This window comes from Limnohabitans parvus II-B4 (genome assembly GCF_003063455.1).
Classification (GTDB): domain Bacteria; phylum Pseudomonadota; class Gammaproteobacteria; order Burkholderiales; family Burkholderiaceae_C; genus Limnohabitans_A; species Limnohabitans_A parvus.
In genome coordinates this window covers 108626-130662 of record NZ_NESN01000005.1, presented here as the reverse complement: position 1 = coordinate 130662, position 22037 = coordinate 108626, and the positions used below count along the sequence as shown (strand labels likewise).

23 protein-coding genes are annotated in these 22037 nt (G+C 51.3%); 8 read left to right on the top strand and 15 right to left on the bottom strand.

The genetic code is table 11. The features are described from left to right. Nucleotide 1: 1 nt before the first annotated feature. From B9Z37_RS12965 to B9Z37_RS12955, 3 genes are all read right to left on the bottom strand, one after another. Nucleotides 2-982: an ABC transporter permease gene (locus B9Z37_RS12965; protein WP_108313448.1), complete on the bottom strand. Its 981-nt coding sequence runs from the start codon at nucleotides 980-982 to the stop codon at nucleotides 2-4. Next, nucleotides 982-2589, bottom strand: a complete 1608-nt coding sequence (locus B9Z37_RS12960) for an ABC transporter substrate-binding protein (protein ID WP_205872595.1) — start codon at nucleotides 2587-2589, stop codon at nucleotides 982-984. Before B9Z37_RS12960 ends, B9Z37_RS12965 begins: the two co-directional genes overlap by 1 nt. A 119-nt stretch (nucleotides 2590-2708) precedes the next feature. Further along, nucleotides 2709-3350 (bottom strand): DUF3047 domain-containing protein, encoded by a 642-nt coding sequence (locus tag B9Z37_RS12955; RefSeq protein ID WP_240606723.1) that lies wholly within the window; start codon nucleotides 3348-3350, stop codon nucleotides 2709-2711. A 209-nt stretch (nucleotides 3351-3559) separates the two neighbouring features. Between B9Z37_RS12955 and B9Z37_RS12950 the strand changes: the two genes are divergently transcribed. After that, nucleotides 3560-4534, top strand: coding sequence for a Bug family tripartite tricarboxylate transporter substrate binding protein (locus B9Z37_RS12950; RefSeq protein WP_108313446.1), 975 nt, complete (start codon nucleotides 3560-3562; stop codon nucleotides 4532-4534). Between the two features lie 147 nt (nucleotides 4535-4681). After that, nucleotides 4682-4819: a hypothetical protein gene (locus B9Z37_RS14525; RefSeq protein ID WP_167394390.1), complete on the top strand. Its 138-nt coding sequence runs from the start codon at nucleotides 4682-4684 to the stop codon at nucleotides 4817-4819. 94 nt (nucleotides 4820-4913) lie between these two features. On the opposite strand, the gene B9Z37_RS12945 is transcribed toward B9Z37_RS14525, so the two are convergent. Then, entirely contained in the window at nucleotides 4914-5858 is a 945-nt protein-coding gene (locus tag B9Z37_RS12945; protein ID WP_108313445.1) for a porin, read from the bottom strand. A 285-nt stretch (nucleotides 5859-6143) separates the two neighbouring features. On the opposite strand from B9Z37_RS12945, the gene B9Z37_RS12940 reads away from it, so the two are divergent. After that, nucleotides 6144-7445, top strand: a complete 1302-nt coding sequence (locus tag B9Z37_RS12940) for a hypothetical protein (RefSeq protein ID WP_205872594.1) — start codon at nucleotides 6144-6146, stop codon at nucleotides 7443-7445. A gap of 5 nt (nucleotides 7446-7450) precedes the next feature. Here B9Z37_RS12940 and B9Z37_RS12935 read toward each other — a convergent pair whose 3' ends face one another. Then, nucleotides 7451-7882 carry a DUF6641 family protein gene (locus B9Z37_RS12935; protein WP_338066597.1) on the bottom strand — a complete coding sequence of 144 codons (432 nt, stop codon included), beginning with the start codon at nucleotides 7880-7882 and terminating at the stop codon, nucleotides 7451-7453. Between the two features lie 220 nt (nucleotides 7883-8102). After that, the gene (locus B9Z37_RS12930; protein WP_108313442.1) at nucleotides 8103-8294 is read right to left on the bottom strand and encodes a hypothetical protein; all 192 of its coding nucleotides are present in this window, start codon (nucleotides 8292-8294) and stop codon (nucleotides 8103-8105) included. Between the two features lie 82 nt (nucleotides 8295-8376). Between B9Z37_RS12930 and B9Z37_RS12925 the strand changes: the two genes are divergently transcribed. Then, entirely contained in the window at nucleotides 8377-8697 is a 321-nt protein-coding gene (locus tag B9Z37_RS12925) for a hypothetical protein (RefSeq protein WP_108313441.1), read from the top strand. Nucleotides 8698-9598: 901 nt separating this feature from the next. After that, complete coding sequence (locus tag B9Z37_RS12920; RefSeq protein ID WP_108313440.1) at nucleotides 9599-10171, top strand: tyrosine-type recombinase/integrase; 573 nt, start codon at nucleotides 9599-9601, stop codon at nucleotides 10169-10171. Here B9Z37_RS12920 and B9Z37_RS12915 read toward each other — a convergent pair. The 3 genes from B9Z37_RS12915 to B9Z37_RS12905 all read right to left on the bottom strand — a co-directional run bounded on the left by B9Z37_RS12915 (nucleotide 10168) and on the right by B9Z37_RS12905 (nucleotide 12671). Beyond that, nucleotides 10168-11031: a hypothetical protein gene (locus tag B9Z37_RS12915; protein WP_146179738.1), complete on the bottom strand. Its 864-nt coding sequence runs from the start codon at nucleotides 11029-11031 to the stop codon at nucleotides 10168-10170. The genes B9Z37_RS12920 and B9Z37_RS12915 overlap by 4 nt on opposite strands. 67 nt (nucleotides 11032-11098) lie before the next feature. Next, the gene (locus tag B9Z37_RS12910; protein WP_108313438.1) at nucleotides 11099-11383 is read right to left on the bottom strand and encodes a hypothetical protein; all 285 of its coding nucleotides are present in this window, start codon (nucleotides 11381-11383) and stop codon (nucleotides 11099-11101) included. 193 nt (nucleotides 11384-11576) lie between these two features. Continuing rightward, nucleotides 11577-12671 (bottom strand): porin, encoded by a 1095-nt coding sequence (locus tag B9Z37_RS12905; RefSeq protein ID WP_167394389.1) that lies wholly within the window; start codon nucleotides 12669-12671, stop codon nucleotides 11577-11579. A 630-nt stretch (nucleotides 12672-13301) separates the two neighbouring features. Between B9Z37_RS12905 and B9Z37_RS12900 the strand changes: the two genes are divergently transcribed. After that, the gene (locus B9Z37_RS12900; protein ID WP_205872593.1) at nucleotides 13302-14297 is read left to right on the top strand and encodes a site-specific integrase; all 996 of its coding nucleotides are present in this window, start codon (nucleotides 13302-13304) and stop codon (nucleotides 14295-14297) included. Here B9Z37_RS12900 and B9Z37_RS12895 read toward each other — a convergent pair. From B9Z37_RS12895 to B9Z37_RS12885, 3 genes are all read right to left on the bottom strand, one after another. Beyond that, a complete protein-coding gene (locus B9Z37_RS12895) occupies nucleotides 14287-14730 on the bottom strand; it encodes a DUF6641 family protein (protein WP_108313435.1) in 444 nt (147 codons plus the stop codon). The genes B9Z37_RS12900 and B9Z37_RS12895 overlap by 11 nt on opposite strands. 185 nt (nucleotides 14731-14915) lie before the next feature. Continuing rightward, nucleotides 14916-15515, bottom strand: a complete 600-nt coding sequence (locus tag B9Z37_RS12890) for a tyrosine-type recombinase/integrase (RefSeq protein WP_108313434.1) — start codon at nucleotides 15513-15515, stop codon at nucleotides 14916-14918. Between the two features lie 331 nt (nucleotides 15516-15846). After that, nucleotides 15847-17421 (bottom strand): hypothetical protein, encoded by a 1575-nt coding sequence (locus tag B9Z37_RS12885; RefSeq protein ID WP_108313433.1) that lies wholly within the window; start codon nucleotides 17419-17421, stop codon nucleotides 15847-15849. Nucleotides 17422-17994: 573 nt separating this feature from the next. Between B9Z37_RS12885 and B9Z37_RS12880 the strand changes: the two genes are divergently transcribed. Further along, on the top strand, nucleotides 17995-18354 hold the full coding sequence (locus tag B9Z37_RS12880) for a hypothetical protein (RefSeq protein ID WP_108313432.1): 360 nt from the start codon (nucleotides 17995-17997) through the stop codon (nucleotides 18352-18354). A gap of 78 nt (nucleotides 18355-18432) precedes the next feature. Here B9Z37_RS12880 and B9Z37_RS12875 read toward each other — a convergent pair whose 3' ends face one another. Further along, complete coding sequence (locus tag B9Z37_RS12875; RefSeq protein WP_108313431.1) at nucleotides 18433-18672, bottom strand: hypothetical protein; 240 nt, start codon at nucleotides 18670-18672, stop codon at nucleotides 18433-18435. 190 nt (nucleotides 18673-18862) lie between these two features. Continuing rightward, on the bottom strand, nucleotides 18863-19969 hold the full coding sequence (locus B9Z37_RS12870; protein WP_276308870.1) for a porin: 1107 nt from the start codon (nucleotides 19967-19969) through the stop codon (nucleotides 18863-18865). A 251-nt stretch (nucleotides 19970-20220) separates the two neighbouring features. Here B9Z37_RS12870 and B9Z37_RS12865 point away from each other — a divergent pair, with 251 nt between their 5' ends. Then, the gene (locus tag B9Z37_RS12865) at nucleotides 20221-21573 is read left to right on the top strand and encodes a site-specific integrase (protein ID WP_108313429.1); all 1353 of its coding nucleotides are present in this window, start codon (nucleotides 20221-20223) and stop codon (nucleotides 21571-21573) included. Here B9Z37_RS12865 and B9Z37_RS12860 read toward each other — a convergent pair. Then, nucleotides 21563-22006 carry a DUF6641 family protein gene (locus tag B9Z37_RS12860; protein ID WP_108313428.1) on the bottom strand — a complete coding sequence of 148 codons (444 nt, stop codon included), beginning with the start codon at nucleotides 22004-22006 and terminating at the stop codon, nucleotides 21563-21565. The genes B9Z37_RS12865 and B9Z37_RS12860 overlap by 11 nt on opposite strands. Nucleotides 22007-22037 lie beyond the last annotated feature (31 nt).

The window sequence follows — 22037 nt, the reverse complement described above, 5'->3', positions numbered from 1 at the left end:
CTCAGTGCCCCCCAGGTTTGCCCACACGCAGGCGCGGATCAACCACAAAGTAAAGCAAATCAACGATCAGGTTGATGACCACAAAGATCAGCGCGATCAGGCACAAATAAGCGGCCATGACCGGGATGTCGGCAAACGTGACCGCCTGAATGAACAACAGACCCATGCCGGGCCACTGGAACACCGTCTCGGTGATGATGGCAAATGCGATCAAGCCGCCCAATTGCAAACCAGTGATGGTGAGCACCGGCACCAAGGTGTTTTTGAGGGCATGACCAAAATGGATGGCACGGTTGGACAAACCGCGGGCGCGGGCGAACTTGATGTAGTCGGTGCGCAGCACCTCCAGCATCTCGGCACGCACCAAACGCATGATGAGCGTGAGCTGAAAAATCGCCAGCGTCACGGCGGGCAGCACGATGTGGTGCCAGCCCTTGGCCGTCATCAAGCCGCTCGACCACCACCCCATCTGCACCACCTCGCCCCGACCAAAGCTAGGGAACCAGCCGAGCATCACCGCAAACACCAAGATCAGCAAAATGCCGATCAAGAAAGTGGGCAAGGACACCCCCAGCAGCGACACCGTCATGAGCAGCTGACTGGCCCAAGTGCCTCGGCGCAAGGCCGCATACACCCCCATGGGAATGCCAATGACCAGCGCCAGCGTGGCGGCCACCAAGGCCAATTCCAAAGTGGCAGGCAATCGCTCGGCGATCAGGCGCGAGACCTTGGAGCCTTGACGCAAGCTCAAGCCAAATTCACCTTGCACCGCATTGGACAAAAAGTGCCAGAACTGCACAAAGAAAGGCTGGTCCAAGCCCAAGCCCTGTCGCAATTCCTTGATCTGATCGGGCGTCGCGTCTTGCCCCAGCAAGAACACCACCGGATCACCCACATACTGAAACAGCAAAAAGGCGATGAAGGCGACCGTGACCATGACGACCACGGCCTGGATCAGCCGCTGCAAAATAAAAGCAAACATCAATTGACCTTGATCAGCGTCCAGTCGAGGCGGTTATCGGGGCGGTGCACCACCTCGACGTTTTTCTTCATGGCCCAAGGGATCACTTGGTTGTGCAGCGGGATGTGCGCCACCGTGTCATTTTGCAGTTGCAGGCCTTCGGTCAGCAGGCGGTTGCGCACGGGCAAATCGGTTTCGGTCTTGATGCGGTCCACCACATAGTCCATGCGCTGGTTGGTGTAGCGGCCCACGTTGTAGTTGCCGTCACCCCCGGTGCCCACGGTGCGCACCAGCGATTGCAGGCTGTACAAGCCGTCAAAAGTGGGCACGCCCCATCCCAGCATGTAAATACTGGCTTCGTAGCGCTGAATCATGGGGAAATAAGTCACCAACGGCAGCGTGCGCAGCTTGGCTTTGACACCCACTTTGGCCCACATGGCGGTGATGGCTTGGCAGATTTCTTCGTCGTTGATATAGCGGTTGTTGGGGCAAGCAAAGTCGACTTCAAAACCTTGCGGGTAACCGGCTTCGGCCAACAGTTTTTTGGCATCTTCTTGCGAATACGGGAAACGCTTGTTCACCCCTTCGGTCCAGCCATTGACCTGAGGTGCCACCAGTGCCCCCGTGTTTTGTGACAAGCCGCGCATGGTCACGCGGTGGATGGTGTCAATGTCGATCGCCTGGTAAAGCGCTTTGCGCACTTTCACGTCCTTGAGCGGGTTTTTGCCCTTGACGTTGGAGCCGGGCAACTCGGCACGGTTTTGGTCCATGCCCAAAAAGATGGTGCGGTTCTCTACCCCATCAATCACCTTCAGATTGGCGTTGGTTCGCATGCGGCCCAGGTCTTGAGGGCTGGGGTCCAGCACAAAATCGATTTCACCCGACAACAAAGCCGCAGCGCGTGTGGCCTCGTTTTTGATAGGCGTGTAGATCACCTCGGTCACGTTGGTGGCAGCATCTGCCCAACCCCACCAGTTGGGGTTTTTCACCAACACCAGCTTTTGGTCGGGCTGCCACTCTTTGACCATATACGCCCCGCTGCCCATGGCGTTGCGGTGGGCAAAGTTTTCTTCCTTGGACTTGGAGTCTTTGGGTTCAACCGACTTGTTCTTTTCTGCCCAGGCCTTGCTCATGATGCGCAACTCGGTCAGCTGGTTCAGCAGCACCGGATTGGGGCCACTCAAGAGGATGTCGACCGTGTTGGCGTCCACCTTCACCACTTTGCTGAAGCCTTGGGTGTAGACGTTGAAGTTGGAAGTCTTGGCGCGGGCACGCTCCAGAGAAAACACCACATCGTCGGCCGTCAGGGCCGAGCCGTCGCTGAACTTGACGCCTTTGCGCAAATTGAAACGGTACTGCGTGCCCGACATTTCTTTCCAGGATGTGGCCAATTTCGGCTCGACCTTGAAAGTTTTGCTGTTGTAGTACACCAGCGAGTCAAAAATGGCCGCGTGCACGCCATTGCCCAATGCGTTGTTTTGCGAATGGATGTCGAGCGTCGGGATGTCGCTGGCGCTGGACCATTTGAAGGGTTTGGCCTGTACCGCCGTGGCCGCCATCAGGCCAGCCAAACCCAAAGACAGCACCAGCGCACTGGTGCGAATCGTCAAACTTGAAGCATTCTTCATCAAAGTCACCTTGATCGTGAATTGTGTTGTTCAAAGGTGAACACTATGCAACATTCACGCCCGCGTCAGGGAGAGGGAATTCCCCCAAATCAGGTGTCGCGCACAAGACTGGTGCGATTTCAGTCGAAACGGATGTCGCCGTACCAAGCCCGCACATTGCTGCGGGTGTTGTCAGAGTCGGTCATGATGGCCACCCCCACCAAAGCGCCGGGCGCTTCGCCAAACGCTTTTTCAAAATCAGCCTTTACATCGCGTTGGTATAACAGCCACTGTTTGAGTCTGGCGCCGCCAGACTCGACCACCATTTTCCGCACACGGTCGGTGCGCGGGTTGACGATGACCGAATCTATCGGGTGGTGGTTGGACCACACATACATCAAGGTGGCGTAGGGCAATGGCTCGCCTGTGAGCGCTTCGGTCAAGTCACTGAGCATGGCATTCTTGGCTGAAAAACGGCTGCGGTCGCCGTCAAAGGCCAAAATCAAACGCACCGGGGAATCACCACGCCCCGACTCGGCCATGTCAGCGCCAGGCATCAGGTTGTCCACTTGCCACTCAAACTGCAGACGCCCCAACTTCTCTGGTGCCACATTCACGCGCTGTCGCATCAAGCTGGCCGAGGATTGCGCATGGGCTTGCAGCGCGTGGCGATGGCCATGTTTTTCCAGCTTGAACGCTGTGCGCAACTTGCCGGGCAAAGACACTGCCTCCCATTGCGCTTTGTCTTGCGGGCGAAAATGCAAGCCGCCTGACGCTGGCATCGAAGCCTCAGGTACAGACGCTCTATCACTTACGCCATGGCTGGCGCATCCGCTCAGAACAGCAAGGCACAGCACGCCTACAGCACTCCAGCCCCATGACCCCGTAAAAACCATGAATGCTCCCTCAACACCGATGCAAGACAATGGCGTCTTGCATTGAATATCAATTTTCATTCATTTTTCAATTTATTCATTCTGGAAGCATCTCCATGTTCAACCGCCGTCATTTGCTGCAATCCTTGGCTTTGAGCACACTGCCTGCAGGCTGGGCACAGGCTCAATCAGCTTTCCCTTCCAAGCCGCTCAAAATCGTGGTGCCCTTTGGCGCTGGCGGCGTGGCCGATCTGACGGCACGCGCCGTGGCCCAAAAACTGTCCGAGAGCCTGGGGCAAGCTGTGGTGATTGACAACCGGCCTGGCGCGGGCGGCATCGTGGCAGGCGAACTGGTGGCCAAAGCCGCACCCGACGGCCACACCTTGCTGCTGATGTCCAACGGCACGGCAGTGAGTGCGGGCTTGTTCAAGACACTGCCCTTCAACCCGCGCACCGACTTTGCACCCGTTTCCTTGCTGGGCCTGTTCGACATCGCCATCGTGGTCCCCGAGTCGTCACCGCACAAAACGCTGGCCGAGCTGGTCAGTTTTGGGCGGGGCAATCCGGGCAAGCTGAACATCGGCACCATCAACATCGGCAGCACCCAACACCTGGCGGCAGAGCTTTTTCGCAGCCAAGCCAATCTGATCACTCAGATCATTCCCTACAACGGCACGCCCGCAGTGATCAATGCCTTGCGCGGTGGTCAAGTCGATGCGGTGGTTGAAATTCTGGGACCGCTCAAGCCGCAGATCAACGCCAAAGCGGTTCGCCTGCTGGGGGTGATGGGCGCGTCGCGGCCCAAAGACCAGCCGCAAGTGCCGGTGGTGCGAGAACTGCCGGGGCTGAGCAATTTCAACGTATCGTCGTGGAACGCATTGGCTGCGCCCGCCAAAACCCCCAAAGCCATCGTCGACCGCCTGAGCACCGAAATGGCCAAAGTGCTGTCAGAGCCTGAGATGGTCCAGCGTCTGGCAGGCTTCAACGTCGAAGCCAAAGCCAGCACACCTGCGCAATTGGCGCAGTTGCTGGACAGTGACATCAAACGCTGGAGCGATGTGATTCAACGGGCGGGCATACCCCTGCAGTAATCGGGAGAGAAGCCGCCATCGGAGAAGGGCCCCCAACACACCCTCCCGCGTGTGAATGGCATGAAGGTGGCAGTGTCACGAATGCTGGTACGGGCGAACCACCTTGCTCAAAATGCAGCTGTGGGCACATTCCCAAGTGTTCCGCCCATGACTGAGCTCATGGTCTGGCGTTCAGTTCAACAGCAGCGCATGGAAGAGGCTGTGGCTGCTGGGCAGTGGCAGCCACTGTTTGATGCGGCTCACACACTGAACGTCCAGCAACAGGACGATGAGCTTTTTTGCTGACTGCAGCACAGCATGCAGGCAAGAAAAAACCCACCGTGTTGCCACGGTGGGTTTTTAGTCTTTTAAACCTCAACTGGCTTGCGCCAGCGGGGAATTAGAAGTTGTGGCGAACGCCAGCACCCAGTGCAGCTTTTGCGCCTTCAGTCTTAGCTGTGTAGGCGGTGAAGCTGGTGCGCTTGCTCAGAGCGTATTGTGCGGACAAAACGTATGTGTCATCAGCTGCGCCTTTCTTTGTGCGCATGTCGGCTTGCAGAGTCCAAGCGCCGAAAGGTGCGGACACGCCGTAGCTGGTGTACTTGGCAGAAGCTGTGGCAGCCACATCTTCGGAGCCAGCTGTGTTAGCTGTTGTGTCGTCAGCAATGTTGCTGGCAACGTAAGCTACAGCAGCAGTACCAGCAACTTTTACCGAGTTGGCAAACAGCTTAACCATGCCCAGATCATAAGCAGCACCAACGAAGTTGCCCTTGTCGTAACCGCTGTTAGAAGCAGAAGCAGCCAATGTCAAAGGACCGTTTGCATACACAGCAGAAATGTCGTTAGCACCTTTGCTTGCGCTGTTTGCAGTGTTGTCATTTTTCTGCACCATCGAGGCACGCACAGTCAAACCATTCCAAACTGGGCTGGTGTAGTTGATGCTGTTGTCCAAACGAGCAGCGCCAGCGTACTTGACAATGCTGTAGTTGTTGGTTGTAGATGGGTCAGTTGCAGCACGAGCGTAAAACGAAGGTGTCAGGACGCTGGAACCCATGGTCACGGTACCGAAAGCACCAGTCAAGCCCACGAAGGCGCCACGGTCACCGATGGAAGAAGCAGCTTCTTTGCCGCTGTTCAGACCTGTTTCGACTTGAAACACAGCCTTCAAGCCGCCACCCAGGTCTTCTTCGCCTTTGAAACCCAGACGTGGAGTAGCGTTGATACCGCCGCCTGTGAAGGTGGTTGTAGTAGCGCCTTTAGTGATACCAGCGTCAACCACGCCGTACATAGTCACGGTGGATTGAGCGAAAGCGGAAGTGGCAGCAACAGCAGCCAGAGCAAACAATGTTTTATTTTTCCATCAAGTATCCGAAAGGTTATCGAGGGCGCACCAAGGTACAACCACACTGCAACTGACCCTTGTTGCACATCAGCAGGTGTACAACTTTTCATGCATCAGCTGCACTGTTTTTCTGTACGGCACGCAACGGAACAGCACGGCAGCGACACGGCAAATCTGCAGCCGTAAATCCTGTCAAGCGTTTCTGTGTGCGGTTGCATTTGCGATGTACAACAGTACGCTTGAGCAATGCACACCTTTTCTACTGCACAAGCCGCAAACGACACGCTCATGCACAGCAAACAACGCGAACGCACCGTGCCCATTCCTGCCACCATCACACCTGTGCCAGGCTATCCCCGCAAATTGTCAGTATTCAAAATCGCTGCCAGCAAGTTCTGGCAAGTGCGCTGCTGGGTTGCGGGACGCACACACAGGCGCAGCACTCAAACACAAAGCCTGCGTATGGCTCAAAGTTATGCGCGAACGTTTTATGAACAACTGCTAGCGCAGTCCGCCAGTTTGCCGCCATCTGTCACCAACAAACTTGAAGATGTGCAGCACACACCACGCACTGTCAAACCACAACACACATTTGCAGCACTGGCAGCGCAGATGATGGCCAATGAACAAGCACGTGTTGATCGTGGTGAATTCAGTGCTGGAAGTTTCAAAGTGCTACGCAACCGTTTGGATGCACACATACTGCCGCGCTGGGGCACGATGCCAGCTTCTGCCGTAGATCACGCACAGCTTTTGTCATTCACGCAGTACTTGAGCAAGAGTTTTTCCACCATCACTGTCAGCCAGTACTTGGTGGCAGTTCGCAAGGTACTGACCATGGCTGTTGCAGTTGACACACTGCACAAGCTGCCAGAGTTTCCCAAGATCAAAGTGCAAACCAACAGTCGCGGCGCATTTACACCCACAGAATACTGGCGCATCATGCGCACTGCACGTCAACTGCAAAACACCAGACATCCAGACAGTGACACTGCACTGCGTAAGAATTTTAGACTACGTGCTGCAGAAAACACCATGCCACCTGATGTTGCTTGGTGCATTGGTTTCATGGTCAACAGCTTTATACGACCCAGCGACTTAAAGACGCTCAAACACAGACACGTTGAAGTGGTACGGAACGACAACACTTACCTGCGTCTTAACTTGCCCAAAACCAAAAGCCACACCAAACCCATTGTCACGCTGCAACCTGCTGTTCGCATTTACCAGCAGATGTGCAAACACTACAGCGCAACAGATTTAACCAAGCCAGACGATTACTTGTTCTTGCCGCATTTACAAGATCGTCACTACGCACACTGGGTCTTGGCGTTTTACTTCAACTGGGTTTTGGCCAAGACAGGACTTAAACTGGGTGCACACGGACAAGAGCGCAGCTTGTACAGCCTGCGTCACTCCAGCATCACGTTTCGCTTGCTGTACGGACAAGGCATTGACTTGCTGACACTGGCACGCAACGCACGAACCAGTGTTGACATGATCAACCAGCACTACGCCAGCACTGTCACTGGCGAGCAAAACATTGGCATGCTGCAAAGCAGACGCAGCCGTCAGCTGCCCGCGTCTTGAAGTTGTTATTTCTTAAAGCCTTCACGCAACTTGACGCTGGCACTTTCAATCTGCGTGTCTAATTCACCATTACGCACCGCATCAATCACGGTGTCCAACACTTTGCACAGATTTGCAGCTTCACCCACATCAATCGCTGTCTTGCCTTTTTGCAACTCAATTTGTTTGCTGCCGTAGTTGATGGCCAGCAACATCTCACCTTTTTCTCCTGTCCAATACCACGGCTTGATGCGAACAGGCACTTCTTTCATGATCCGTATTCCAGTGTCTGCATGTTTGTACGAACGCAGTCGAGTGGGTGTGTAGTGCTCGCCTTGCGCTTGTGCAGCTGCCAACATGCGCTGCTCACCCAGTTTCATCAGCAGTTTATTTCTGCGTTTCACAACATCTGGCAGTGCTCGTGTTTTGCGTGCCGCTGTCAACTTCAATGTGCTCATGATCGCTGTCATTGCTTTCTCCTTTGTGTGCGTTTGACAGCCACAACTTTATGTTCACACTGCATCTTGGACAACCGCTGCTGAATGCACCGATCTTTTGGCGGTGTATTGGTCAATGTATTTTTGCTATGCCTGTCATGCGTGTTGTCTACCATTTATTTTTTGCATGATATTTTCATGATCTGGCCACGCTTTTAGCTGGTTTCAACATCGATCATGCTTACAGTGTTGCGGCTTGACGTGTCAGATCCGCTTGTTTTTCACTCGCCTTCTTTTGCCTTTGCTGCTCACGCTCTGCTTGCAGTTGTTGTTGACTGCGCTGCACCCCTTGCTTCAAACTGTTTAGTCTTGACTGCGCTGGCGTCATGGGTGGCTTGGGCTTGATGGTGTTGATGATTTCATTGATCCGCATACTGTATTTACCAGCAACTTGTTCTCTCCAAATATTCAGCCATTATTTGCAGGCATTTCTTTTGTCGATGCTAAATAACTGCATGAACAACTACAAGAACTTCAAAGATGACGGACTTACAGCGGACTGGCTGCGTGACAACGGCATCAACGTACAAACATTCGCCAGCACCAACGCCAAAACGCTACAGGCACAACAAGCGGCAACGCACCTGCTTGAGCAACACAGTGCGCAACTGGACAACGCAAGCAAACGGCTGCTGGAACACTTCAGGCGTTGCTACGCGGACAACAACAAGCGTGGCAAGATCACGGACGGTCTGTGCTACAGCGTTCTCAATCTCTGCGCACGTGTCAAGCGTGGCTTGTACAAACAGCGCAGACGCCAGCGTCAAGCTGTTTAACAGCAGCATTCACACACACATTCAACGCAAGATTATCCACTTGCCAACAAAGGGAACAAACGCAGGGGGGAATATGACGGCTAATGACCCTGCCCTACACACGTTGTTGCAATAGCGTGTGATCCATAGGTGATGCCACAGAGTAGTTGCGTGATGCAACTGGAAGTTTCAATACATCAGTCTTCCAAGAAACTCTATTGCAGTCGTGTAGTGAAGTGATACTCAAATCAAACTATGCGAAACGGCGGCTAATAGCACCAAGATTTTTTCTCGTGCTATAGCCGTCGTGCGCTCGTTCAATCTAAATCAACCCAATACCCCTCACATCACTTCGTGCTGTTCGGCTTTCATTCATCAGTTCAGTTATCACACACGAATGCGAAGCAACTTGTGTGAGCGACAAGCGACACACAAGCGAACGTCAAGTTCGCTCTACACAGCACAGAACAACACAGGTCATACGAAAGTATGACCACACTCTTGTTCAACACCAGTGTTAGAGCAAATCACCAACAATCGAGATCTCGCAACCACGCAGAAATTACGCAGCAGATTTTTTGTGGCAGCAGATGAGATTTGGGCAGCAACACGCAGCAGCACGTCAAATCCAACGCACAAGCGTTCGTTTGGTGCGCCTTGCCCGTTGCGATGCTGGCGCTGCTGTCAGTGCGCTGTAGGGCGTTTTACGCAGTCTGCACCTGCTTGCACGTCAAACGCTGCTCAACTGCACAGTGCGATGAATAAATACACGAGATAAGAGAATGCATGAACTGTGTGGACGGCACAACAACCGCTTGTTATTCAACAGATCACCAATACACCGCCAATACATCAGGTTTTTCTTGTCCAACCAGCACCAAAGACAACATACTTAAATCAGCAACATTATTTGGAGAACAACATGGCAGCAGCAAAATCATTGACACATGCAGAAATTGAACGAGCACTTGCGTACATCGCAGTCAACGCCAACGCAGTACGCAATCGCATGATGTTCTTACTCACAACCAACGCAGGCATGCGTGTGAGCGAAGTTGCTGATTTGAAACTGAGCGATGTGCTGGACAACGATGGCACGCTGCGCAGCGAAGTTCTACTGGCAGCACATCGCGTCAAACACGGACACGCTCGCACTGTGTTCTTAAACAACCTGCTGTGCACTGAACTTGCTGCGTATATTCACTCACGCAAATGGATTGACATTGAGCAGCCCTTGTTCACAACACATCGCGGTCCACGCCGTCCATTCAGTGCCAACACATTGACACAGTATTTTTACTGGATGTACAGGAATGCAGGCATCAAAGGTGCAAGTTCACACAGTGGTCGCAAATTTTTCCTGACTTCATTGGCTGGCAAAGGCGTGTCAGTGTTCGTACTTGCTGCACTGGCGGGGCATAAGAGCATCACAACAACGCAGCGTTATGTTTCAGTCAACGATGACGTCAAACGCCGTGCTGTTGAGTTGGTTTAATCACGCTCTGGATGTAGCTTGCTCATGTCAAGCGTCTTCAACTTTGGCTGCACCTGCACCACTGCAACAACTTCTGGCACATACGCACACGCTACTGCGGCACGCAGCAAGCTCTGCAGCACACATTGTTCACGCTTTAAGCGCACACTGAGCTTGGGCAAACCAGCGTCAAGTGCGTAGTGACTGGTGCTGCCTTTAACTCGCGGCACTCCGTCAACATCAATACCAAGATTTCCTGCCGTAGTAAAGTCAACGTCACGGTCAAGCCATCGCGTCAACCTGTCACCTTCTCCATTTTGCTGCGACAGCTCAATCTGCTCCTGCAAGTATTCCAGTGCGAGTTCATACAAGTGTTCTGACTTGTTGTACGTTTTAGATAGTGTGTCGCGTTTGTAATTCGCACGTCCAACACTTTTCAAGTCTGCCAGCCGCTCGTACTTGTTGTACTGGAAGTCTGCTTCACGCAACTTGATGTTGTAGCGTTTGAGCACATCAGGCACGCCTTCAGCGTAGAGCAACTCTGCTGATGTAATTGGCTGCGTCAAACTGTGTTCGTAGTCAGCAAACTCACCTCCCATCAGTGCTCGTTCAATCGTAGCTTTGCCTACAGTCTTGCCGTTCAGTTGCTGCGTCAGCAGTTTGTTCAGCAGCGCGAGCCTGTTGTACTCATCAGCAGTTAGTTCATCCTTGAACTGCCATGTCAGCGCAGCAGCGGCTACTTCATCTGCTACTTCGCTGTCTGCAGCACGTTGCTCTGCTTCAAAATCAATCCACACACGAAGCCCGTTGCTGTCTTCTACCGTGTCAGTTGCTGTGTCAAAGCGTTGTGGAATGCTGTAGTTGATGTATTCAAGTTCCAATATTCTCGCAACCACACTACGCACGAGATTTTGCGTAGTGTATTGTTCAACTAAAACATCGTACTGGTTATGAAGCTTTTTTAGTTGTGGTTTTCTTTGCTGTACTTTTTCGAGGCGTTGCAGTTTTAGCCCCCTTTACTTTCAAATAGCCGCGCAGGTCTGTTGCGTTGAATCCGTGCAATTTACATTTCTCACGCACATCAGCCAAGTCCGCTTCTTTCAAACTCGCCAACAACTCTTTCCGTTTCTTTTGATTTTCTACTTTTAAATTTTCTGCAGCATCACGTGCCAACTTTTCGTCCGCTTCCATCTTTGCCAATGCTGCACGTGGATCAAGTTTTTCTGCCGACATATTCAACTCCAGATTGTGATGTTTGATACTGTCAATTTATCAGTTGCGACACAAGCACTGCATCAGTGTTTGCCCTTGTGTGCAGTTGTTTCGTGGCGACTGCGCCAGCATGTGCAACAAAAAAACCCACCGTGTTGCCACGGTGGGTTTTTTATTTCTTCGAAATCTCAAGCTGTCTTACGACAGCAGGGGATTAGAAAAGGTGACGCAGGCCAACGCTGGTACGGGTTGTCTTAACTTCTTCAGAACCACCAACATCAGAAGCTTTGTACTTGTTGTAAGTACCAGTCTTGAAGTAAGCAGTGGTGCGCTTGCTCAAAGCATAGGTTGCACCAACAGCCATGTCAGTACCTTTGGCAGTGACTGGTTCACCTGCCATAGAACCTTTGTTGTTGCCAACAGCAGCCATCAATGTCAATGCACCCATTGGTACGGCAACACCAAAGTTGGTTTCTTTCATAGTCAACTCGCCGCCAGCAACGGACGTGTCGTTGTCATCCTTGGTGGTTGTGTAACCAACAAAGAACTTGGCAACACCCATGTCGTACTGACCAGAAATGGCAGAACCTGTGTACTTGGCATTAGCGTTTGCTGTTGCTGTTCCTGCTGTAGTTGCAGCTGCAGCAGTTGCTGCGAACAAGGCTCCAGCGCGGTCAATAGAAGAACCTTTTTCAGTGCCTGTAGCTGCTGCCAACATCAAAGGACCTGCTGCGTAGGTCACAGAAAAACCGTTGCCAGATGTTTTACCAGCTCCGCCAACAGATGCGTTTGTTTGTGCATTGTTTTGCTGGGCCATCAAGCGAACGGTCAAACCGCTGAATGAAGGTGATGCATAGAAGAATGCATTGGAAGCACGAACTGCATTAGCTGCCATACCGAACTGGTTGACCGTGCCAGCACCTGTTGTGCCAAAAACGTCTGAGGCACCAATGGTGGAGTACAAAGGCGTGTATGAACGGCCCAAGCGAATTTCGCCGAAACCACCAGACAAGCCCAGAGTTGAATCACGACCAGCGGCAACGCCCAGTGCGCCAACGTCCAAGTCCAAGTCCATTTCGTGGACGAAGTTGGCCTTCAAGCCACCGCCCAAGTCTTCAGTGCCCTTGAAGCCCAGGAGACCTGTCGACAGACCGTCTTCATTCACAAGGTTGTTGCCTTTGTAAAAGGTAGAAGTTGAAGCACTACCAATAGTGGTGGTACCAGTTGTCTTTTGGTTGTTCATGCCAACATCAAGGCGACCGTAAATGCTCACGGAAGATTGAGCGAAAGAAATGCCAGAAGCTGTCAAAACAGCCAGAGCAACAAAAGCTTAATTTTTCCTTAGAGCATCCGAAAAGTTCGCAAGAGCACGCCAAGGTTTTTCCAACCTAAAAGTGACGCTTGTTGCACACCTGCTGGCGTACAACTTGCAAGTGTGCTGCATGTCTTTTTATCAATGTGGATGCGAACGGTGCAGCACGGCAACGACACGGCAAGACTGCGCCTGTAAAACGCATCAACCGTTTTTGTGCGCGGTTGCATTTGCGATGTACAACAGTACGCTTGAGTGATGCATACCGTTTTTACCGCAGCCGCAGCCAACGACCCAGTTCTGCGCACTCAAGCACGTGAGCGCACAGTGCCCATTCCTACAACCATCACACCAGTGCCAGGTTATCCCCGCAAACTATCAGTGTTCAAAATAGCTGCCAGCAAGTTTTGGCAAGTGCGCTGCTGGATTGCGGGACGTACACACAGACGCAGCACACAAACGCAAAGTCTGCGCATGGCACAAAGCTTTGCACGTGACTTTTATGAACAATTGCTAGCGCAGTCTGCCAGTTTGCGCACTGAGCCAACACCAACATCAACATCCTGTGTCGTTTCTCACATCACCGCAGTCAAACCACAGCTGACCTTTGCTGCAATGGCAGCGCAGATGCTCACAAACGAGCATGCCCGTGTTGAGCGCGGCGAGTTTAGTTCAGGCAGCTTGAAAGTTCTGCGCAACAGACTGGATGCACACATCTTGCCGCGCTGGGGTAAACAACGACCAGAGGACATTGACCACGCACAGCTGCTGGCATTCACGCAGTACCTGAGCAAGAGCTTTTCCACCATCACCGTCAGCCAGTACTTGGTTGCAGTGCGCAAAATATTGACACTGGCTGTGGCAGTGAATGCGCTGGACAAGTTGCCAGAGTTTCCCAAAGTTCGAGTGCAAACCAACTCGCGCGGCGCATTCACGCCCACAGAGTACTGGCAGATCATGCGCACTGCTCGCAAGCTGCAAAACACACGACACCCTGACAGCGACAGCACACTGCGCAAAAGCTATCGCTTGCGCTCAGCTGAGTACACCATGCCGCCAGATGTTGCATGGGTCATAGGTTTTATGGTCAACAGCTTCATACGCCCAAGCGACCTCAAAACACTCAAGCACAGACACGTGGAAGTGGTGCGTAACGGCAATACCTACCTGCGCCTGAACCTACCCAAAACCAAAAGCCACACTCGTCCCATCGTCACGCTACAACCTGCTGTTCGCATTTACCAGCAGCTGACCCAACACCACAGCGCACGGAACCTTGCTGCACCAGACGACTACTTGTTTCTACCGCACCTGCGTGACCGCGCCTATGCGCACTGGGTGCTGAGCTTTTATTTCAACTGGGTATTGGCACGCACTGGATTAAAGCTGGGTGCGCATGGACAAGAGCGCAGCTTGTACAGCCTACGCCATTCAAGCATCACGTTTCGCTTGCTCTACGGACAAGGCATTGACTTGCTGACACTGGCACGCAATGCACGTACCAGTGTGGACATGATCAACCAGCACTACGCCAGCACCGTAACGGGCGAGCAGAACATTGGCATGCTGCAAAGTCGCCGTACTCGTCAGCACAGCCAGTTATCACACACAGTTATTTCTTGAATCCATCGCGCAGTTTTACACTGGCACTTTCAATCTGCGTGTCCAGTTCACCATTGCGCACAGCATCAATCACCGTGTCCAAGACTGCGCATATGTTCTCAACTGCACCAACATCGATGGCAGTCTTGCCCTTTTGCAGTTCAATTTGCTTGCTGCCATAGTTGATAGCCAGCAAACACTCGCCCTTCTCTCCAGTCCAAAACCACGGCTTGATGCGAACAGGCACTTGTTTAACAACCCGTGCACCAGTGTCAGCATCTGCGAATGAGCGAAAGCGTGTGGGCGTGTAGTGCTGCCCTTGCGCCTGTGCAGCTGCCAACATGCGCTGCTCGCCCAATTTAATCAGCAGCTTGTTGCGGCGTTTGACAACGTCAGGCAGTGCACGTGTCTTGCGGGCTGCAGTCAACTTCAATGTGTTCAGAATGGCTGTCATGTGCTTTTCCTTTCGAATGTTTGTAAAGCACAGACAATTTTGTGCCCAACCACCACGGGTGAGCAACCGAATTCCGTTCAGTATTGCGGGTCATTAAAGTGTCGCTTTAAATGACACCAACAACTGCACCAACATTTGCACCAACAACTGCACCAACATTTGCAGCAAAAACGCAGATGGTATTTTTACAGCATGTTGACACTTGCGTGCAGCACCGTTGGATTCTTTGCAATGTACTTTTCGGTGACCACAATAGATCTGTGTCCTGCCAACTCTTTCAACACATGAATCGCCACGCCTTTGTTCGCCAAATTCGTAATGAATGAACGACGACCACTGTGACTGCTGCCATGAACAATGTCACAGTCCTTGTACCAGTAGTGAAACATTTGACAGCCAGTTGATGCAGAAAACCCACGGTCAGCGCTCTTTTGCGTAGCAAACAGTGCGCGACTTGTGTTTGACATGGTCACAGCCAATAAATCCTGCACACCAAATTTTTCGCGCAAATAGTTGCGAATCACATCACGCATTTTGTCAGCCAGATACACAGTGCGCCCACGAGCGCCCTTGGTTTGGTTTCTGTTGAGATTGACTTCTTGCTTGATATCGCCGTTGCGTTCCAACACATCACAGATACGCATGCTGACCAACTCTTTGATGCGCACGCCACATCCGTGCGTCAACAAGAACATTGCTTGGTTTCTCATTGCGTGCTGCTTCTTGCCGAGATATTGCATCACTCGTTCAACTTCATCTTGTGTCAGTACCTTTGCTTGCGCCATATTTGCCACTCCTTGCTATCAAATATTTATTCAATGCAAGTGTGCAACCAAACATCTACGCGGACAACCAAAACAATCACACCTGAAACTTGTACGAATGTATTGCCTTTTTGCAAAACCAAATATTAGTGTAATTTCACTTGGTCTGCGATTGCGCAAAACAGCGCACAAACCCTTAACGGCTCACTCAGCATACCGCGTATGCATTTTCAAAAATAACGCAGCACAGCTTGTTTAAACAAGTCTAGCAGCGCAGCGCAAAGTGCAATGCAACTTTCTAAGTTGAATCGCAATAATATTTTGTTGCAGCAGTGTGAGTCAAACGCAACACTCAGAAGTTTTTGGGCACGTAGCTCTTTGCCAACTGTTCTTGCTGCGCAATCAACGCCTTGTGTGCCAGCTCTGCCTTGCGCACTTCGTCAGAAATACCTTTGTAGCCCGTAATTTTTTCTTCATCCAAATACCAAAACTGCAATCCCGTTTCTCTGCGCATCAGCAGTTCAATTCGTTTCTTGTCTGCACTGTGCAGCCGCTCATTGATGTAAATGGCATCATGCACGTTCGCCAAAACTGTTTTGTAAACCGCACCAACTTCTCTGCGAACAATGTCCATCACAATTGACTCTGACTGTTGATACAAGAACGACATCAATTTGCTTTTGCTTATTCGTCCTGATGCTGTTTGCAGTTCGGTGTCTGCGAGCAGTGCTGGATCGTTTTCTTTTGCATACTCAGTGATGATCTCGTCCATGCGCTTGTTCTCGTCCATATACGCTGCTGCCTCAGCACAAGCGTAGAAGTTGCTGCGTGCGTGCTCATCTGCAATGATTTTGACGATTGCAGGATTAAATGCTTTGCCGCTGCGATCAATCCAACCTTGTGTTGTCTTTCTCGCGCCAAAGCTGATTGCAGTCAGTGCTTGTTTGACCACATCCAGCTGCATGTCCGCGCTGATATGCGTACCGCCGCCAAATGTCTGCTGCCTGATTGTTTCTCTGAATGCTTTTTTGTCCGTCAAATAACTCAAGCAAGTTGCAAATGACGCATTGAACTCATGCGGTACGATTCCATTTTTCTCGCAAATCATCCAAGCAAAACCCAGCTTCCATGCCACAACACTTGAACGGATGTCGTATTCATAGCAGTCGCCCAGCATGGCATGACGCAGCACTGTTCTAATTGATTGCACATTCAGTGCACCCGTGTAGTACATGCGCCCAAAGTGACTGGGATTCTTTTTCATGGGCAATGTGTTGCTGCCCGCTTGTGCAATTCTCACAATCGCTTGTGCTTGTCGCACCAACATCTGCCGCTGCACATCGTTCATCTTGTTTGCTCGTTTGGTCAAGAACACAATGAACTGTTTGAGTGATGCCACATCCACTGGACACAGATCGTAGTTTTCATCAACTTCTGCTTTGCTCATTGCGGCAAAGTCTGGAAATATCTTGTAAAAGAAATCCGAATCCGTCAGTGAATTGTCTTTGAGCAATGCATCCAATTCATTTATCGTCTTCTTGCGCAATTGATTGATGTCCATGGCATCAGTCATGGTCACATACCGCGTCAGTTGCACCGTGGAATAATCCCCGCCTTTTTGTCCTGTTGAAACCACAGCAACAAGATTCAAACGGTTTGACTCCAGCCACTTGTGCAAGTACTGCCTTTTGCCATCAATCACAAACTGCCCCACTTGCAGCGTCAAATCGTGCGTGCTCACATAAAAGTGTCTGAAAAACCTGTACATGTTGTCATCCATGTGCAGCAGCGATTGCTCCAAATGCTGCTCAAGCACGCTGATGTACTTTGCCAATGCCAATTGCGCTTTGTTTGTTTTGGGCATTGCACGTTTGAGTGCTGCTGCAACAGCGTCACTTGCTGTGAGCTTGATTGTTTGCGCAGTCATGCACTGCTCCCATGCTGCACTGTGTGCGACATTAAAAATGTCTTACACATATAGTAATTCTTCAAATAATACATATCCCACTTCCATCAATTGAGACCAAATGCAGTTGAAGAAAATTGTGACGAATGAGCGAAGCGAATGAAGCTCACAGATGTGTAAGCGCAGCGCAACACATCATTAACGATTGCTTCACTTGCTTGCACATCACACACATACAAACACACAAACTCGTACACACACATCTCTAAACAACCACACTATGAATTGATCTTCTCTTTTTTGTCACTCATTGATATTTATTTAGAACCAAATAGTTTCGCAACAAAACCAAATAGATTGATTTTTGCAATTCATTTTGCCGTGCAAATTTTCGTGCAATATTCCCAATTCATTTCGTGTGCACCGCATCGCTGCAACTTGCGCCGATGCAATTGATTTTTCACATTCCTCTGCTGCACTTGTTTCATTCATTTTTTCTCAATCAATTTCTACCGCATCACGACGCACTGCGCTAGCACAACACCGCACAGCTAGCGCAGTCACCGCACTTGTGCCAGTGCGATAAATAATTGCATGAAGATCAGCGAAATTACTCATTCACTACTGTCATTCATTGCCACCGTTCGTGTTGTTAAAAACCAATTGACCATCACCGCTCGAATCGTCACACTCGCTGACGACTTCATGCATGCCAAAATCTTGCTCGCGGAAAAGTACGGAGCAGTAAATGTTCTGTCCCTGCTACCGTTTGCACGCGAACAAGCGATTGACGAAACCACCGCACCGTTGTCCGCCGCAGAGCTTCAAGTCAAATCCATGCGCGACCGTGCCAAACAACTCAACCAACAAGCCCAGCAAGTCAAAGCACGCAGCAAGCTGCAAAAAGCACAGCAAAATCTTTTCAAAGCACACCAAGCACCACGCACCAACTGACACCATTGCACGCACACATAAAAAAACAGCGTACACAAAGCGTGACGCTGTTTTTCTTTGAGCAGTTTTCCAACGCCTTTATGTGCTGCGCTTTTTTCTTGTCGCTGTTTTGCGTGGCGTTGTCTTGCGAGCGGGAGTTGATTTGATGAAGTCTTTTACATCTTTGTATTCGAATGCATGTGACTCATACAAACGCTTGATTGATTCCAAAGCTGCTTGCCGCGCAACTTCACGTTGCTGTTTGATTTGTTCTTCAAGCAGTTTCTGCGCAGCAATCATCTCTTCAAGTTGCTGTTGCGGATCATTTGTCGCTGTCATTTGTGTCTCCAATGTGTTGTTGTCACATTTATCAATTTATCAGCAACATCACCAACACTGCACCAGTGTTTTCCCTTGAGTGCAGTTATTTGCTGACTGCAACGCACAGCGTTCAGCCAATAAAAAACCCACCGTGTTGCCACGGTGGGTTTTGTCTTTTAACTCTCAGCTGGCTTGCGCCAGCGGGGAATTAGAAAGTGTGCTTCACGCCGATTTCGAAGCCTTTGGAACGCAGGCCAGTGAAATCGCTAGCTGCAGCGGAACCAACGCTCTTACCAGAACCTTCTTCGTTCTTCAGAGTTGAGTAAGTAGCGTAGGCAGAAGTGCGCTTGCTCAGGTCATACACTGCACCCAAGGCGAACTGGTTTGCCATTTTATCGCCGTCAGCCTTAGCAGTAACGTAAGAAGCCTTCAAAGTCACAGCACCCATAGGAGCAGCAACACCGTAAATCATGGACTTCACACTTGCGTCGTCAGCAAATGACAACTTGTCAGTTTTGTAACCCAAGCTCAACTTAGCAACGCCCAGGTCATAAGCACCAGCCAAGAAGTTGGTTGTCCACTTTTCAGTGTCAGCAGCGGAAGTTGTTGCAACGCCACCTTTGGTGATTTGGTTACCGAAAGCAACGGAAACTGGACCGTTGGCGTAAGCCAATTTGATGCTGGACATAGTGCCAGCTTTCTTGGCCACGTTGGTGTTCTCGCCACCGAAGCTGTACATACCGCTAACAGTGAAACCACTGAAAGATGGGCTGTAGTAAGCAATGCTGTTGTTAGCGCGAACAGCGTTTGGATCAGCGTAAACAGCGCCAGCTGCAACTGTGGAGGCAGGTGTTGTTGCGGCAGCAGCAGCTTGAGCTGTTGCAAATGAACCAGCTGCAGCAATCACGCCATCTGAGGTCACACCGTTAGCAACGTTGTAGGAAGAACCCACACCGTTGGTGCCGAATGGATCAGCGATACCAGCGACCGTAAACATAGGGGTGTAGTCACGGCCGAAGCGGACTTCACCGAAACCGCCGGACAAACCGATGGTGGACTTGCGTGTGAAGTTGAAGCCAGTTGAAGTGCCGACGTCAGGAGCCATGCCGCCTTCGAAGTGGAAGCCAGCCTTCAAGCCGCCGCCCAGATCTTCAGTACCCATCACGCCAAAACGGCTGGAGTAGATACCGTCTTGAGCCATACCGCTGAACTTGTTCGCGCCGGAAGTGACAGAGCGGTAGTTCAGGTCAGCGCCACCGAACAAAGTCACGGTGGATTGTGCGAAAGCAGCGCCGGTGGCAGCAACAGCAGCCAGAGCAACAATGCTTGATTTTCCTCACAAAATTCCGAAAAGTTTAAAAGAGCACGCCAAGGTTCACCCAACCTAAAAGTGACGCTTGTTGCAAACCTGCTGGTGTACAACTGTTCAGTGTGCAGCATGTCTTTTTATCAGCGTGGATGCACACGGTGCAGCACGGCAACAACACGGCAAGACTACGCCTGTTAATCGCTTCAACCGTTTTTGTGCGCGGTTGCATTTGCGATGTACAACAGTACGCTTGAGTGATGTTGACCGTTTTTACCGCAGCTGCAGCCAACGACCCAGTGCTACGCACTCAAGCACGTGAGCGCACAGTGCCCATTCCTGCGACCATCACACCAGTACCTGGCTATCCCCGCAAACTATCTGTGTTCAAAATAGCTGCCAGCAAGTTTTGGCAAGTGCGCTGCTGGATTGAAGGACGCACACACAGACGCAGCACACAGACGCAAAGCCTGCGCATGGCTCAAAGCTTTGCACGTGACTTTTACGAGCAACTGCTGGCGCAGTCTGCCAGTTTGCGCATTAAACCAACGCCAATACAAGGTGTCGTATCTCTCGCGACCACTGCAGTCAAACCCCAGAAAACATTTGCTGCAATGGCAGCGCAAATGATCACAAACGAACAAGCTCGTGTGGAGCGCGGTGAGTTTTCAGCAGGCAGCTTGAAAGTGCTGCGCAACAGACTGGATGCACACATACTGCCGCGCTGGGGCAAACTATCACCTGCTGCTGTGGATCACGCTGAACTGCTGGTATTCACTCAGTACCTGAGCAAGAGTTTCTCAACCATCACCGTCAGCCAGTACTTGGTTGCTGTGCGCAAGATATTGACACTGGCTGTGGCAGTGAATGCGCTGGACAAGCTGCCAGAGTTTCCCAAGATCAAAGTACAAACCAACAGTCGCGGCGCTTTTACACCCACTGAATACTGGCAGATCATGCGCACTGCTCGCAAGCTGCAGCACACCAGACACCCTGACAGCGACAGCACACTGCGCAAAAACTACCGTTTGCGCTCAGCTGAGTACACCATGCCGCCAGATGTTGCGTGGTGCATTGGTTTTATGGTCAACAGCTTCATACGCCCAAGCGATTTGAAAACCCTCAAGCACAGACACGTAGAAGTGGTGCGCAATGACAACACTTACCTGCGCCTGAACTTGCCCAAAACAAAAAGCCACTCACGCCCCATCGTCACGCTGCAGCCTGCAGTGCGCATCTATCAACAGATCACGCAGCACTACAGCGCACAGAACCTTGCAGCACCAGACAACTACCTGTTCCTGCCGTACTTGCGTGATCGTGCTTATGCGCACTGGGTGCTGGCGTTTTATTTCAACTGGGTTTTGGCACGCACTGGGTTGAAGTTGGGTGCGCACGGACAAGAGCGCAGCTTGTACAGTCTGCGCCATTCCAGCATCACCTTCCGTTTGCTATACGGACAAGGCATTGACTTGCTGACACTGGCACGCAATGCACGCACCAGTGTGGACATGATCAACCAGCACTACGCCAGCACGGTAACGGGCGAGCAGAACATTGGCATGCTGCAAAGTCGCAGGACTCGTCAGCACAGCCCATCCGTTATTTCTTGAAGCCTTCGCGCAGTTTCACGCTGGCTGACTCAATCTGCGGATCAAGTTCACCGTTTTTCACAGCGTCAATCACTGTGTCCAGCACGGCACACAGGTTTGCAACGTCACCCACGTCAATGGCAGTTTTTCCTTTTTGCAGTTCAATTTGCTTGCTGCCGTAGTTGATTGCCAGCAAGCACTCTCCCTTTTCCCCAATCCAAAACCATGGCTTGATGCGAACAGGTACTTGTTTGGCGATGCGTGCGCCAGTGTCAGCGTCTTTGAATGAGCGGTAACGTGTGGGGGTGTAATGCAGTCCTTGCGCCTGTGCATCTGCCAGCATGCGCTGCTCGCCCAGTTTGATCAAGAGTTTGTTGCGACGCTTGACCACTGTGGGCAGTGCACGGGTTTTGCGTGCTGCGGTCAATTTGAGTGTGTTCAAAATGGCTGTCATGTGCTCTTCCTTTCAAATGTTTGTAAAGCAC